We start from the raw sequence: 13,879 nt of genomic DNA on the forward strand, positions 1-13,879 counted from the left end.
TGCATTCATGTGGGACATCCCTTCGCTAGGTTGAGCTAGAGCAGGTTCGACGGGTCTGATCTCAGCACCACTTCGGGGTGCACCCCGTGTCACATTGGTGACACTAGCACAGCGCGAATCCTGCCCTGCGCACGATCGCAGCGGCAAAAACCAGACCTATATTAGGCGTATGGATTGGGCTGCCGGTTCTCTTTTGAGCTGAAAGTGGAATGCTTCTCACAATCGCTTGTTTGTGCAGCGTGTGGGTGTTTATTGTGGGTGGCATGATACTCGTAGACGCATTAATCGCCGGCGAAGTACCAGTCCGACATGGCGGCTGAAGTTGAGCGTAAGGACGCCGCGCTGCGTGAGCGTCTGCTCGGCGAGGAGTGATTTAGTCTTCGCCTGCGCGCCACTGGCGCCACCGGCGAATCAGCCACCACAGTGCTGCGACGAAGGCGGCAAGAACGAGGCCCGGCCAGATTGATGGCTCGGGCTTTGTGATGTTGATGGCGGCCTGTACGAAGGCGAGCAGGGTGAAGAACCCTACGAACCCAATGATTGTTTGCCAGAGCAGATCCTGGCGCTGTGAGGGCCGTTGCACTCGTTAGAGGCGGGGGCCGAAGTTCAGGCCCATGTGCGGGGCAGCGAAGTATAGCCACCCGGCCATCAGGGCCCCGAGTACTGCCAAGAGCCCAACCACAACTCCGGCGACCTCAAGCGCGTTTGCTTCTTCCTTGGTCACACCACCGTTTGCGGTGGTGTTGGTGGTGACGTTGGTGGTCACTGTCGTGCCGTTGTTATCGGCGTTGGTGTGCACCGTTGCGGTGGTTTCGGCGTGTGCCGTGCCAGTCATGCCGCTCAGTACCAGGGAGGATGCGAGTGCGGTTGCCGTCGCGATTCGGAGTGTGGTGTGGTGCATAGCTGCTCTTTCTAGGGGCGGGAAGTAATAAAGTGAATACAGCTTAATCTAGACATAAGAAAAAGTTAAGTCAGCCCTTCACGCCGCCGGCTGTGAGACCAGACACAATACGGCGCTGGAATACCAGCACCATGATGATCAGCGGAATCGTCACCAGCGAGCCCGCCGCCATAATCGCAGCGTACGGGTACTCGAAGGCGCTCGGCCCCGAGAATCGTGCAATTGCGACGGTGACAGGTTCAGTCGCCGTGGACGACAGCTGGCGCGCCAACATAAATTCATTCCAGGTGGTGATAAACGCCAGGATGGCCGTCGTGAAGATGGCCGGTGCCGCCAACGGCAGCAAGATGAGGCGAAATGCCTGGCCACGGGAGGCGCCGTCGACACGCGCTGCTTCCTCGAGCTCCCAAGGAAGTTGCTGGAAGAACGACACCAGCGTGTAGATAGTCAGGGGGAGGGCGAATGAGATGTTCGGGATGATCATGGCACGGTATGTGCCGATCCACCCGAGGTCACCGAACAGCTGGAACAGGGGAGTGACAAGCGCAATGCCAGGGAACATCGAGGCCGCCAAAATGATGCCCGTGATGAATCCCTTGCCGCGGAAGTCCAGGCGAGCAAGCGCGTAGGCGGTGAACACGCCCACGGCGACCGCCAACGCCGTTGTCGCCAGCGAAATAATCAGCGAGTTGAAAATCGCCCCGAGGAAGTCATTGCCGGCGTCCGTGGCCAGTGCGTCCCGGTAGTTCTCGAGGGTGACGTGCGTGGGCCACGGCGTGGTATCGAACGTGAAGCGTTTGTCCCGCAGCGCCGTGATCACCATCCAATAAAACGGGGCGAGCCCCCAGAACATGATGAAGATGATGCCTGCGTAGTGGCCGAGTCGTTTCATCGCGCTGTCGCCTCCTTCTTCGACTCTTGCTTCTCCTGCTTGCGCTTCGCGCGCCGGGCTTCACGCCGTTCGTTCGCGCCACCAACGTTCGCTCCGAGGAACCGCACCATGACGAACGCAACCGCGAAGATTAGCAGGAAGATGAGAGTGGACAGCGCCGAGGCCGAGTTGAAGTTGCCCTGACGCATGTCCTCAACCACCAGTTGCGAAATTGTCGCGGTAGGGGAGTTTGAGGAGCCCGAAATCATGATGACCGGCAGGTCGTACATGCGCAGCGCGTCGAGCGTACGGAAGAGCACCGCCACCATGAGCGCTGGCCGCACCAACGGCAGGGTGATGCTGGTGAAGGTCTGCCATGCGGAGGCGCCGTCGACACGCGCGGCCTCGTAGACGTCCTTCGGAATCATCTGCAGGCCTGCGAGGATGAGCAGCGCCATAAACGGCGTGGTCTTCCACACGTCGGCGATGATCACCGCAAAGCGTGCCGCCCACGGGTCAGTTGTCCACGCCACGCTCGCGCCCAGCAGCGAGTTCACGATACCGCTCGGTGCGAACATGAACTGCCACAACTTCGCGGTCACCGCGGTTGGGATCGCCCAAGGGATGAGCACGGCCGCGCGGATCAGACCGCGGGCGCGCGACGGCCGGTTCATGATGATGGCCATCCCGATACCGAGCACTGTCTCCAAGGCGACGGTGACCACGGTGAAGAAGAGGGTCACCGACACTGCTGGCCAGAAGTCGGTCGCAAGCACGCCAGGAGGGCAGGCACCCACCACGCCCGACGGCGTCATACAGCGGTTCGACAGCCAGTACAAGTAATTATCGACGCCAGCAAAGCCACCATCGACGAACACTCCGGTAGAGGCGTCGAGGTGCCGGTTGGACTGGAATGAAAGCCATATTGCGCGGACGATCGGGTAGCCGATCACCACCGCCAACACCAGCAAGGCGGGCGCGACGAGCGCTGCCGCCTTCGTGGTATCGCGAGGCTTGGATGGAGATGTGCTCATCGCGGGCCTTTGCAAAGTAGACGGGAAGATGGAGATATACGAACTATAACGCCCGCCCGAACACAGTCCGGGCGGGCGTTCTGCTCATACGACGTATCGTATTAGGAAGCCTGCTTGATAGCAGCTGCCATGTCGGCGGTGGCGTCATCGACGCTCTTACCGGCGGTCAGTGCTGCGTAGGCGTTGTCCTGGATAGCCTTCGAGATCGCAGGGTAGAACGGGGAAACCGGGCGAGGCTGCGCGTTCTCCAGCGAAACCTTCAGTGCTGGCAGGTATGGGTGCTTTGCAACCAGCTCGGCGTCGTCGTAGATCGATGCGAGCACTGGTGGGAAGGATGCTTCAGCGAACGAGAGCTGGTTCTCTTCGTTGATGATGAACTCGATGAAGTCCTTCGCGGTCTGCTTGTGCTTGGAGTTGACGTTGATGCCGTTGTTGTAGCCACCGAGGGTGGAAACACCCACGCCGTCCTTGCCAACCAGCGGCTGGACCTCAAAGTTCACGCCAGCTTCCTGGGCGTTGGTGTACATGTACGGCCAGTTGATCGCCAGAGCGGTGTTGCCTTCGGTGAACGCGAGGTTGGTTTCCTCCTCGGTTGCTGCCGTGGAGCTCTTGGCGATGACGCCGTCGTTGTATGCGTCAACGAGTGCTTGCAGTCCGGCCTTTGCGGCGTCGGACTCGACGGTTGGCTCGCCGGCGTCGTCAAGGACGCTGCCGCCCCAGCCGTTGATGAAGCCGAGCGTGTTTACGGTCAGGCCCTCGTACTGCTTGAGCTGGGTGGTCAGGCAGTCTCCCTCGACCTCCTTGCAGGCGGCGATGACGTCTTCGAAGGTGTCAGGCGCGCTTGGGACCTTGTCGACGTTGCGGAACAACAGCTGGCCGTTCGTGTTCTGCGGCAGGGCGTAGAGCTTGCCGCCGTAGGTCGCGGAGTCGACGGTGGACTGCAGCAAGCCGGAGGTGTCGATGGCGTAATCGCCCTCGAGTGGCTCGAGCCACTGGTTCGCTGCGAAGTCGGCCGTCCACACAACGTCGAGGGCCATCACGTCGTAGTCGGCGTTACCCGCCTGGAGGGACTGCACGAGCGTATCGCGCTGGTCGTCGGCCTCGCCGGCGAGCTCAGAGAGGGTGACCTGCTCATCTGGGTGAGCCTCGTTCCACTTCTCGATGATCGGCTTGAGCTTGTCCGTGTCATTGCGGCCCATGGCGAACGTGATCGGGCCGCGCTCCGCGCCGCCCTCGGAAGCGGAGGTGCCGGAGTCCTTGTTGGTGTCCGCTGCCTCGTTGTCAGAAGAGCAACCGGTCAGAGCTGCGCCAGCGAGCGCAATTGCACAGAGGGTTGCACCAGTCGTACGGAGTTTCATTCATCCGCCTTTCGTTGGGTCATGTGTGACTCGTGTGAATTCGGTGTCTTCAATCTAGTGAAAAACTGGACCCGGGCGCGCAGAAATCTGCCGAATTACCTACGAACGGGGGAGAAAACGGGGTTAAATGTCCGGTTGTATGTGGTTTACGTGTTCCGCCTGGGCGATGGCTGCGATCCTGTCTTTACCAGGTGTTTCCGTTCCGCCTGTCACCACGACGACCGAACCGCCCCCAGCCAGCGGGGCAAGCACGCGCTGTTCGAATTCGTCGGCGCTGTTCCAACCGGCAATCAGCACCCGTTCGGGGCAGGCGGGCTGCTCAGCCGCTTGAGACCACTGCGCGATGTCTGCAGTCTGTCCAAAGTACTGGTCGCCGTAGCTGCGCACCGTCGGACTGAAGTCCACGGTTCCAAGCGGCAACGTGCCGCCTGATTCGACGACGCCGCGTCCGAAGGGGTCCCTTGAGACAACGACGCACTCGTCCGCATCAGCCCAGGTGTCGACGCGCTCCGCCACGGTAAACACGAGCGGGACATCGTCGCCTGTGCTCGCGAAGATCGGGCGACGCCCAATGTTGTAGGCGCCAAGCGCGATCACCGCAGCCTGCCAGGACACCGGAAGGTCGATCACAATGGGGTCAGAGCCCTCGAGCTCGAACTCCTCGTCCAGCAAGTTGCCCACTTTGCTTAGCCAGTTGTCCAGAGTCAGCGCAGAAAATTCCACGCGGCTGCCCTGTGACTCGTCGTAGACGGTCAGGCGTGGTGTGGCGGGGTCTTCCTGCAATAAGCGTGCCAGCATACTCATGGCAGCCAAGCATAGGTGGCCAAGCTAGTTCACGCAGCGAGGCCCCTGGCCGCCAGCGTCGATCTCCGGGCCCAGACTCATGCCGCTGATATCGTCGCCAGGTGTGCCGACGGGCACATGCTGCTGGGCATCTTCCGGATCGACCTTCGCAGGCCCGTTGTAGTCTTCCGCGACAACCGCGATGATGCTGCCCGGTTCGAGAGCATTGTTCGCCGTGACTGGGACGCCGCCAAGCATCTCGGCGAGCTTGCGTGCGCGTGGGTCTTCGGGGTCGGCGGCGACCACCTGGGATTCCCAGTAGATTCCGTCCATTGCGTTGGATACATCGGAGACCGTAATGCCTGCGTCGGCCAACCACTCGCCGGTGGCGCGGGCTTGGCCTGGAACGGAGCCCGCGTTGAGGACGGAGACCTGCGCACCTGCAAAGTCTTCGGCCTGCTGGGGAGCTTGCTCCAGTTGGCTGTCCTCGGGGACCTGTTCCTTGGCTGCGGACTCCATAAAGCTGTGGACCTCGTTGATGTCCACGGTCACGATGGATTCGCCGAAGTCGCCGACACCGTTGACCGAGGTCACAGGGATGGTGGTGAAGGTGACGTTGCCGCCGGCCAGGCCGGACATCTGCTGGGCAAAACGCATCACGTCGAGGCTCTGGTCAAGAGTGACCGAGCGCTCCGCCGCGGTTGCCAAGTCGCGCAGTTTCGCTGGGCTTGTCAGCGTGCCTGCGGAGAGCACCTTCTGCACCAACGACGCCATGTACGCCTGCTGGCGCACGATGCGGTCGAGGTCGCCGCGCGGCAGGTCGTGGCGCTGCCGCACGAAGGACAGCGCCTGAGCGCCGTCGAGCGTTTGCTGCCCGGCAGGGAAGTGCGCGCCGGAGAGTGGCTCGTCGACCGCGGCGTTGAGGCAGACGTCCACCCCGCCAACCGCGTCCGTAAGCAGGACGAAGCCGAGCAGGCCAACCTGCGCGTAGTGGTCTACTTCCACGCCGGTGAGGTCATTGATGGCGTCGATAAGCCCGAGCTGGCCTGCGCGTGCAACCTCTTGCTCGAGTGCCGGGCCCTCCGGCTTGCCCGCGGCGATGAGCTCCTCGCGTTTGGCGGCGGCGTGCGCACCGTAGACACCATTGATCTTCATGTTTCCGTAGTCGTCGGTGTGTACGTACGTATCGCGCGGGATGGAAACTGCCGTGGCCCGCGAACCGTCGTCGGGCACACGGATAATCATGATGGTGTCCGTGTTGATCTCACCGTCGGCGACACCCGCGTTGAGGTGCGCCAACTCGGACTCGCTTAACGGATTTCCTTGGGCGTCGGTGCGGGAGTCCGAACCGACCAGCAGGATGTCCATCGCGCCGTCGAGCTGGTCCTTGTCGCTCTGCCCGCGTCCCGCGTTGATCCGCAGCTCAGAGGCACTGAGCTGATTGCTGACCCGGCCGACAGTGAAGTAGCCGACGGCCGACACTGTCAACGCAACGGCAGACAGCACCGCAAGGGTTGTCTTCACAACCGGGTGCCCCAACTGCGAGATGTCACGCATCTGCGATGGGGCGGGCTGGATGTCGCGCGCAGGCCTCAAGGAGTCAGTCACAGGGCGCAATTATACAGGGTGCGAAAACAACAAAAGACACGTGCGTGGGCGAGTTCAAGATGCTTCTCACACTTTTGGATGGGTAAGCTGATTCGCATTGTGTACATGAAGGCTGGCCGAGAGGACCGATAGGAGGGGCAGGCAGCTATGACAGCTCCACTCGCCGTGGTGGCGGTGACGTACTCGCCAGGCAAGCACTTGGCGCAGCTCATCGCTTCGCTTGACGACGCCACCGAGGGTCAAACACTGCTTATCTGTGCAGATAACGGCTCTACCGACGGTGCCCCGGAGGCTGCCGCACGTGAACACGACAACGTCGAACTGCTGCGCACCCGCGGCAACATCGGGTACGGCGCTGCGATCAACGCCGCGGTCCGGGAGTTGCGGCCACGTCGCGAGCGGGGAGAGATCAACGGTGACTACTTCTTGATCTCCAACCCGGACGTGGTGTTCCAGCCGGGGAGCGTGGACACGCTGCGCGCCTGCATGGACGCGCTACCGGAGGCGGGCGCCGTAGGGCCGCGCATTGAGGACTGCGAGGGCAACCTGTACCCAAGTGCGCGAGAGGTGCCGGGCATCATTACCGGCGTGGGGCACGCCTTGTTATATGAGGTGTGGCCGTCCAACCCATTTTCTGCCTCGTACAAGGCGGAGCAACACATGGATCACCAGCGCAGTGCGGGCTGGCTCTCCGGGGCGTGCCTGCTCGTGCGGTGGGACGCCTTCGACGCCATTGGCGGGTTCGACGAGCGCTACTTCATGTACCTCGAGGACGTTGACTTCGGAGACCGCCTGCGCCGCGCCGGATGGGAGAACGTGTACTGCCCTTCCTCGGTCATCGTGCATGACCAGGGCCATGTTGCTAGCAAGTTCCAGCGAGTCACGGTGCCGGCGCACCACACTTCCGCATATCGTTTCCAGTCTGACCGTCACCCGCACTGGTGGCAGGCCCCGCTGCGCGCGCTGCTGTGGGTCGGTTTGAAAGTGCGGGCGGCACTGTTTGTTTCGCGCAGTAAATAAGAAGAACGCTTTGAAAGGATTCCACGTGAATGCATCCCGCACCGTGACCCCGGAGAATACCGACGCGGTCATTTTGGTTGGTGGTCGCGGCACGCGCCTGCGTCCGTTGACGGTGAGTACCCCGAAGCCGATGTTGCCGACCGCAGGGCACCCGTTCCTCTCGCACCTGCTTGCGCGGATCCGCCAGGCGGGGATGCGCCACGTGGTGCTGGGGACGTCGTACCGCGCTGAGGTGTTCGAGGAGTACTTCGGCGACGGGTCCGACTTCGGTCTTGAGATTGAGTACGTTGTCGAAGAGGAGGCGCTGGGTACCGGGGGCGCGATCCGAAACGTTGCCGACAAGCTGCGCTTCGATAACGCGATGGTGTTCAATGGGGACGTGCTGTCCGGTGCTGACCTGAGCAAGATTTTGGACTACCACGCGGAGAAGGACGCCGACGCGACCTTGCACCTGGTCCGCGTGCCCGATCCTCGCGCGTTCGGCTCCGTCCCAACCGACGAGGACGGCAATGTGCTTGCGTTCTTGGAGAAGACGGAGGATCCGCCGACAGATCAGATTAACGCTGGGTGCTACGTGTTCCGCCGCGAAGTCATCGAGCAGATCCCGGCTGGTCGCGTGGTCTCTGTCGAGCGCGAGACGTTCCCTGGTTTGCTTGAGTCGGGCGCGAAGATGGTCGGCTACGTGGATACCTCGTACTGGAGGGACATGGGTAGGCCGTCGGATTTCGTGCAGGGCTCCTCGGACGTGGTGCGCGGTATTGCGTACTCGCCGCTGCTGGAGGGCCAGACCGGTGAGGCGCTTATCGACGAATCCGCTGGCGTCGCGGGTGGTGTCATCTTGATGGGCGGCACCGCGGTTGGACGCGGCACGGAGATCGGCGCCGGGTGCCGCGTGGATGACAGCGTCATCTTCGATGGGGTCACCATTGAGCCCGGTGCCGTGATCCGCGATTCCATCATCGCCTCGGGTGCCACGATTGGCGCGAACTCGCGTATCGACGGCTGCGTGATCGGAGAGGGCGCACAGATTGGGGCGCGCTGCGAGCTGCAGGGCGGCATGCGAGTGTGGCCTGGTGTGACGATTCCGGATTCGGGAGTGCGCTTTTCCCCAGATGCGTAAGCGACACGCCGTATGGCTGGAATTTCTGGCTGGTTAGTAAGGGGTAGCCAATTCGCCTACCACATGTAGTACCCCCGTGCTGCACCCCCGTTTCTAGCCCTCTGTGACTATTGTGACTCGTGTGACTGATGGCGTGCAATTCTTGCGGGAAAGGTCAAGGTTTCACCCCGATAGCTTGCACCTATTTAGTGGTTCGGTGTGTAATCGCATGAGTGCAAGGGTCACTCGTCGCACCCCTCGAGCGGGTAGACGACGCAGCTGGCCGAAACGAAGAACGACGGAGAAAGGGGACGGCGTGGAAGACATGGCGAATGGTGCTGACATCCGTGGCGTAGCCGCGGTCGGCATGAGCTTCGATGAGCTGTTCGGTGCCGTCGAGCAGGAATGGCAAGATCAAGCGCTGTGTGCTCAAACCGATCCCGAGGCGTTCTTTCCGGAAAAGGGTGGCTCGACTCGCGAGGCAAAGCGAATTTGCAAAGCGTGCGCCGTGCGCGATGAGTGCCTCGAGTTTGCGCTCGAGCACGACGAGCGCTTTGGCATCTGGGGTGGCCTCTCGGACCGTGAGCGCCGCCGCTTGAAGAAGCAGATCGGCTAAACGCCTGCACTACCAGGGAAAATCTGAATCGATATCCCGCGGGTCCAGGTTGATATACGAAGCAACAAGGGCGGTCAGTACCCAATGAATGAGGGCTGACCGCTCTTCTGCTGTCTCAGTGCGCTGCTCAATCGGGCGGCGAAACAGCACAAAGCGCGCCCGGGTGGGCACCCCGTAACGGTCCACGCCCGCCTGCAAGATTCGGCCGAGTGGGACGGGACCGTCGGCAACAATCTCATCGCTGAAGCGCGCGACGTCGGGGCTCAGGCGCATCCGGGGGATCGTATCGACGGCCAAGTCCACCGTTGCCAGCTGCTCAAAGTACGCGTTGTGCAGCGGTGCGTACGTGTCCAGTACTAGCTGATCGAACTGTGCGGAGCGGGTCCGATAACGCGGAACCCCAACGGGCAGCAACGGGCCGCGGGCCCCACGACCGTGGCGGTCCCGCGCGGTCCGAAGGTGGTGAGTTGGCGCGTTCATGCACCCAGATTCTAGAGATGTTGCCGCTGCACCGGGCATGGCGCGCCGGGGCCGTACTACCAAAATCTCAAGTTGGGGTTTAGGCTTAGACGGCGTGAGTACTTTCCGTCGGTGTTGTCGTCCTGGTTGTGGCAGGCCTGCTGTGGCCACGCTGATTTATGCCTACTCGGAATCGACAGCAGTAATCAGCCCGCTCTCGCCGAACCCCGAACCCCATGCGTGGGACCTTTGTGAGCGCCACTCGGCGCACATCACGGCCCCCGTTGGTTGGGAGCTCGTGCGAGTAGAGGCCGTCGATATCTTTGACGACGAAGCCCACGCCCTCGAGGACGAGGAGCTCACGGCGCTGGCGCAGGCCGTCCGGGAGGCTGGCCGTGTGACCACGGGGCTGGTGGACAACGGCGGAGATCCAATCGAGTACGAGGCCACCAAGGACTTTAACGACCCGTCGACTTCGAACCACCCGGTGCACCGCACGAAGCGGATCGAGGAGCACCTCGCCGCGGAGAAAGATGCGCGGCGTTCCCACCTCCACGTGGTCCCTGACCCAGCCGAAGCCGCTGAAGACGCCGAAGATACCGGCGAGGAGCACAGCAACTAAGATTGCCTGTATGGCTATTGAGCACACCTATGAGTCCTTGAAGGACCTTATTAAGGCGTATGACATTCGCGGCGTTGTTGGCTCCACCATTGATGCAGACACAGTCCGCACAGTAGGCGCAGCATTCGCCCACATTCTTTACAGCGAGGGCGAGCGAACTATCGCCGTCGGACACGACATGCGGCCATCCTCGCCGGAGCTTTCCGCCGCGTTCGCAGAGGGTGCGACCTCGCAGGGGCTGCACGTTCTTGACCTCGGACTGACCTCGACCGACGAGCTCTACTACGCAGCAGGCACCTTCGAGTGTGCCGGCGCGATGTTTACCGCCTCCCATAACCCTGCCCAGTACAACGGAATCAAGCTGTGCCGCGCGGGCGCTACGCCGGTCAGTACTGATACGGGCCTGTCCGAGATCAGCCGCATGCTCATCGAGGGGGTTCCGGCGTTTGAGGGCGAAGCTGGGAGCGTCGAGAAGCGGGATGTGCTCGACTCCTATGCGCGTTTCCTCCGGCAGCTTGTGCCGCTGCCGCAGGGCAAGGCGTTAAAGGTCGCAGTCGATGCTGCGAACGGCATGGCCGGGCTGACTGTCCCGGCGGTGCTCGGAGACCTGGATATTCGGTCGCTCTACTTCGAGCTCGATGGCACGTTCCCGAACCACGAGGCTAACCCGCTCGACCCGAAGAACCTTGTGGATCTACAGCGATTCGTTGTCGAAGAGAAGGCGGACATTGGCCTGGCATTCGACGGTGACGCGGACCGCTGCTTCGTCGTGGACGAGCGCGGGGAGGCGGTATCTCCATCGGCGATTACGGCGCTGGTGGCTACTCGCACGCTCGCGACGCACCCGGGCGCGACCATTATCCACAACCTGATCACCTCGCGTGCAGTGCCGGAAATTATCCGTGAGCAGGGCGGAAACCCCGTGCGCACCCGAGTGGGGCACTCGTACATCAAGGCTGAGATGGCGCGGACAGGTGCCATGTTCGGTGGGGAGCACTCCGCGCACTACTACTTCACGGAATTCTTCAACGCGGACTCTGGCCTGGTCGCGGCGCTGCATGTGCTCGCGGCATTGGCGGAGCAGGACAAGCCGTTGAGTGAGATGATGGCCCAGTACGAACGCTACGAGGCGTCCGGGGAAATCAACTCCACCGTCGATGACCAAGAGGCTGCCACCGGGCGTGTTCTTGAGGCACTTGGTGACCGCGTCGCGGACATCGACCGTCTTGACGGGGTTACGGTCACACTTCGCGACGAAGACAGTGCCCCCGGACCGGTCTGGCTGAACCTGCGTGCGTCGAACACGGAGCCACTGCTGCGACTCAACGTCGAGGCCCCAACGAAGGCGAAGGTCGACGAGATTGTGCGGGAAGTCTTGGCTGTGATTCGCCAATAGTGCAGGTGGTCTTCGTCGCTGTTCCGTGAAACGGCGCCTCGCTGGTATCCTGGAACGCTGTTGTTTCAACCGTTTCAATGCCGACGGAACTGACGGAACTGACGGAACTTGCGAAGGAGACACTTATGGAGCACCTACAGGGGGCTCTGCGGAACTACCCGTGGGGGTCGCACACGTTGCTTGCACAGCTGCGTGGCACCCAGGTGCCCAGCGAGGCGCCGGAGGCTGAGCTCTGGTTCGGCGCCCATAGTGCCGCACCTTCCCAAGTCGCAGGCCGGGGCCTCGACGCCGTGATTGCCGCGGACCCCGAAGGCACGCTGGGCAAGCGCGTCGCGGACCGTTATGGCTCGCATTTGCCGTTCCTGCTGAAGCTACTCGCCGCCGATGAGCCGCTGAGTATCCAGGCGCACCCGTCGCGCTCGCAGGCGAAGGCGGGGTTCGCGCGCGAGGAAGAAGAAGGCATCCGCCTGGACGATCCGACGCGCAACTACAAGGACCCGAACCCGAAGCCCGAGCTCATCGTGGCGCTCACCCCGTTCGAGGCCCTCGCCGGTTTCCGCCCGCTTGCGCAGACTCGCGAGTTCTTCGCCGCGCTCAACTGCGAGGAGCTTGACCACTACGCCTCGCTTCTCGACGCCACTTCGGAGGAAGCCGGACTCCGTGCGGTATTCACGACGTTCATCTCCCTGCCCGAGGACGTGCGTAAGACTCTGATTGACGCGATCGTTCCGGCCGCCGAGCGCGTCGCGGATGACGTCGGAGCTGGCGCGGCTGGTCCGCTGGCTGCGATGTTCCTGCGGGTCCACGACAAGTACCCGAACGACGTCGGCGTCCTCGCAGCACTCCTGCTGAACTATGTACAGATGCGTCCGGGGGAGGCGCTCTTCCTGCAAGCCGGGCAGTTGCACGCGTACCTGTCCGGGCTCGGCGTGGAGATCATGGCGAACTCGGACAACGTGCTTCGAGGTGGACTGACGTCGAAGCACGTGGACGTGCCTGAGCTGGTCAAGGTGCTGGACTTCTCCACGTTGGAGGACCCGTTCGCGAACACCACCGAGCGCGACAACGAAGTGAGTTTCCATCTGCCGGTGGATGACTTCATTATGAGTGCCCACCGTATCGACGCCGAGCATCCGCTGCTCGTGGACACCGATGGCCCCGCCATCGTCCTGTGTACCGAGGGAACGGTGCGCGCGGGTGACTTCGTAATGAAGCCTGGTCAGGCCGCGTGGATCCCAGCCGCCGACCCGGCTGTGACCTTCGAGGTTGCGGAGGGTACCTCCGCGCAGTGCTTCTACGCGCGGGTCTAGGCAGGCCCCTGCCCGTCAGTTGCGGCGGGGGGTACTGCGTCTTCTGGGGAGGCTGGCTCTTCGGAAGTAGTTGATGCGTCTTCCTGTGAGGCTTGAGCCGACTCTTCGCTCGTTGGTGTTGGTGTGTTAACTGGCAGCGATGTCGTCGCTGCGGCGCCGGGGTGTAGCGCTGACGTCGTGGGGGTGGGAAGCTTCTGCGTCGGCTCAGATGGCAGCACCGTCGGGGATGCCGGCTGCGTCGAGCCAATGGTGGTTGGCGTCGAAATGGTGGTTGGCGCCTGCTGCGTCGCCCGTGGCCGCGAGGTGCTCGACGTGGTACTTGGAACGTTCGGTGCGTCCGGCGTGTCGGGGCGAGGGGAGCGCTGCTTCGGGCGCTGCGGCTCTGCTGTTGGGGCGGGACCAGCTGGGCGCGACGCAGGCGCGGCCGGGGCCACGTTCGACGGGCGGTACTGCTTCGTCGGCTCCGTTACGGCTGGCGCACCGGAAAACGCGTGCGCAGGGGCCAGCGGGTCCGCGGATAGGTTGTAGGCAGACGGCGCAGTCGTGGCAATGTACGCATCGGCGGTGTGAAGCGCTGCGGAGTCGCCCCGGGAAGAGCGTGCAGAGCTCGGAGGGGTCGTCGATAAGGAAGAAGTTGTTGTGGTGGAGGTTGTCTCAATGAAGCCTGCTTGTGTGGTGGCGTTCGAGCGCCCCGGCGAGGACGCGTTCCAGACCACGACTCCCACTGCGATGGCAACGCAGATGCCGAGCGCCATGAACGTGGCGACTCTCCTTTGCGTCTGATTCATACGTTGCCCTTCGC

15 protein-coding genes and 1 riboswitch are annotated in these 13,879 nt (G+C 62.6%); of the genes, 6 read left to right on the forward strand and 9 right to left on the reverse strand.

The features are described 5' to 3' along the window. Positions 1-97: riboswitch (TPP riboswitch) on the reverse strand. 276 nt (positions 98-373) lie between these two features. From KBP54_RS02705 to KBP54_RS02735, 7 genes are all read right to left on the reverse strand, one after another. Then, positions 374-583 (reverse strand): PEP-CTERM sorting domain-containing protein, encoded by a 210-nt coding sequence (locus KBP54_RS02705; RefSeq protein ID WP_070477699.1) that lies wholly within the window; start codon positions 581-583, stop codon positions 374-376. 3 nt (positions 584-586) lie between these two features. Next, positions 587-901, reverse strand: coding sequence for a hypothetical protein (locus tag KBP54_RS02710; protein ID WP_070362961.1), 315 nt, complete (start codon positions 899-901; stop codon positions 587-589). 70 nt (positions 902-971) lie between these two features. Then, positions 972-1,793 carry a carbohydrate ABC transporter permease gene (locus KBP54_RS02715; RefSeq protein WP_070477701.1) on the reverse strand — a complete coding sequence of 274 codons (822 nt, stop codon included), beginning with the start codon at positions 1,791-1,793 and terminating at the stop codon, positions 972-974. Next, a complete protein-coding gene (locus KBP54_RS02720) occupies positions 1,790-2,806 on the reverse strand; it encodes a carbohydrate ABC transporter permease (RefSeq protein WP_070362959.1) in 1,017 nt (338 codons plus the stop codon). The genes KBP54_RS02715 and KBP54_RS02720 overlap by 4 nt, the downstream gene beginning before the upstream one ends. A gap of 101 nt (positions 2,807-2,907) precedes the next feature. After that, entirely contained in the window at positions 2,908-4,164 is a 1,257-nt protein-coding gene (locus tag KBP54_RS02725; protein ID WP_070362958.1) for an ABC transporter substrate-binding protein, read from the reverse strand. A gap of 123 nt (positions 4,165-4,287) precedes the next feature. Then, on the reverse strand, positions 4,288-4,968 hold the full coding sequence (locus KBP54_RS02730; RefSeq protein WP_070362957.1) for a TIGR03089 family protein: 681 nt from the start codon (positions 4,966-4,968) through the stop codon (positions 4,288-4,290). 24 nt (positions 4,969-4,992) lie between these two features. After that, positions 4,993-6,555 carry an LCP family protein gene (locus KBP54_RS02735; RefSeq protein ID WP_256006214.1) on the reverse strand — a complete coding sequence of 521 codons (1,563 nt, stop codon included), beginning with the start codon at positions 6,553-6,555 and terminating at the stop codon, positions 4,993-4,995. 147 nt (positions 6,556-6,702) lie between these two features. On the opposite strand from KBP54_RS02735, the gene KBP54_RS02740 reads away from it, so the two are divergent. The 3 genes from KBP54_RS02740 to KBP54_RS02750 all read left to right on the forward strand — a co-directional run bounded on the left by KBP54_RS02740 (position 6,703) and on the right by KBP54_RS02750 (position 9,290). Further along, positions 6,703-7,575, forward strand: a complete 873-nt coding sequence (locus KBP54_RS02740) for a glycosyltransferase family 2 protein (RefSeq protein WP_070477706.1) — start codon at positions 6,703-6,705, stop codon at positions 7,573-7,575. Between the two features lie 25 nt (positions 7,576-7,600). Further along, entirely contained in the window at positions 7,601-8,695 is a 1,095-nt protein-coding gene (gene manB, locus KBP54_RS02745; protein WP_246814900.1) for a mannose-1-phosphate guanylyltransferase, read from the forward strand. Positions 8,696-8,999: 304 nt separating this feature from the next. Then, positions 9,000-9,290 carry a WhiB family transcriptional regulator gene (locus tag KBP54_RS02750; RefSeq protein WP_305083192.1) on the forward strand — a complete coding sequence of 97 codons (291 nt, stop codon included), beginning with the start codon at positions 9,000-9,002 and terminating at the stop codon, positions 9,288-9,290. 9 nt (positions 9,291-9,299) lie between these two features. Here KBP54_RS02750 and KBP54_RS02755 read toward each other — a convergent pair whose 3' ends face one another. Beyond that, positions 9,300-9,770 (reverse strand): metallopeptidase family protein, encoded by a 471-nt coding sequence (locus tag KBP54_RS02755; protein ID WP_070362954.1) that lies wholly within the window; start codon positions 9,768-9,770, stop codon positions 9,300-9,302. A gap of 94 nt (positions 9,771-9,864) precedes the next feature. Here KBP54_RS02755 and KBP54_RS02760 point away from each other — a divergent pair, with 94 nt between their 5' ends. From KBP54_RS02760 to manA, 3 genes are all read left to right on the forward strand, one after another. Next, a complete protein-coding gene (locus KBP54_RS02760; RefSeq protein ID WP_252930916.1) occupies positions 9,865-10,371 on the forward strand; it encodes a DUF3499 domain-containing protein in 507 nt (168 codons plus the stop codon). A gap of 10 nt (positions 10,372-10,381) precedes the next feature. Further along, positions 10,382-11,767 carry a phosphomannomutase/phosphoglucomutase gene (locus KBP54_RS02765; RefSeq protein WP_252930914.1) on the forward strand — a complete coding sequence of 462 codons (1,386 nt, stop codon included), beginning with the start codon at positions 10,382-10,384 and terminating at the stop codon, positions 11,765-11,767. A 125-nt stretch (positions 11,768-11,892) separates the two neighbouring features. Continuing rightward, positions 11,893-13,077, forward strand: coding sequence for a mannose-6-phosphate isomerase, class I (gene manA / locus KBP54_RS02770; protein WP_070363576.1), 1,185 nt, complete (start codon positions 11,893-11,895; stop codon positions 13,075-13,077). Here manA and KBP54_RS02775 read toward each other — a convergent pair. Beyond that, positions 13,074-13,865 carry a hypothetical protein gene (locus KBP54_RS02775; RefSeq protein ID WP_143000832.1) on the reverse strand — a complete coding sequence of 264 codons (792 nt, stop codon included), beginning with the start codon at positions 13,863-13,865 and terminating at the stop codon, positions 13,074-13,076. The genes manA and KBP54_RS02775 overlap by 4 nt on opposite strands. Positions 13,866-13,879: the final 14 nt, after the last annotated feature.

The sequence above is a fragment of the Corynebacterium pseudogenitalium genome (assembly GCF_024453815.1).
GTDB classification, from domain to species: Bacteria; Actinomycetota; Actinomycetes; order Mycobacteriales; family Mycobacteriaceae; genus Corynebacterium; species Corynebacterium pseudogenitalium.

Excerpts from the sequence above, each read along its gene's own strand:
- KBP54_RS02710 (WP_070362961.1), bottom strand. The coding sequence starts at position 901 with ATGCACCACACCACACTCCGAATCGCGACGGCAACCGCACTCGCATCC.
- KBP54_RS02715 (WP_070477701.1), bottom strand. The coding sequence starts at position 1,793 with ATGAAACGACTCGGCCACTACGCAGGCATCATCTTCATCATGTTCTGG.
- KBP54_RS02720 (WP_070362959.1), bottom strand. The coding sequence starts at position 2,806 with ATGAGCACATCTCCATCCAAGCCTCGCGATACCACGAAGGCGGCAGCG.
- KBP54_RS02725 (WP_070362958.1), bottom strand. The coding sequence starts at position 4,164 with ATGAAACTCCGTACGACTGGTGCAACCCTCTGTGCAATTGCGCTCGCT.
- KBP54_RS02730 (WP_070362957.1), bottom strand. The coding sequence starts at position 4,968 with ATGAGTATGCTGGCACGCTTATTGCAGGAAGACCCCGCCACACCACGC.
- KBP54_RS02740 (WP_070477706.1), top strand. The coding sequence starts at position 6,703 with ATGACAGCTCCACTCGCCGTGGTGGCGGTGACGTACTCGCCAGGCAAG.
- KBP54_RS02750 (WP_305083192.1), top strand. The coding sequence starts at position 9,000 with ATGGCGAATGGTGCTGACATCCGTGGCGTAGCCGCGGTCGGCATGAGC.
- KBP54_RS02755 (WP_070362954.1), bottom strand. The coding sequence starts at position 9,770 with ATGAACGCGCCAACTCACCACCTTCGGACCGCGCGGGACCGCCACGGT.
- KBP54_RS02765 (WP_252930914.1), top strand. The coding sequence starts at position 10,382 with ATGGCTATTGAGCACACCTATGAGTCCTTGAAGGACCTTATTAAGGCG.
- manA (WP_070363576.1), top strand. The coding sequence starts at position 11,893 with ATGGAGCACCTACAGGGGGCTCTGCGGAACTACCCGTGGGGGTCGCAC.
- KBP54_RS02775 (WP_143000832.1), bottom strand. The coding sequence starts at position 13,865 with ATGAATCAGACGCAAAGGAGAGTCGCCACGTTCATGGCGCTCGGCATC.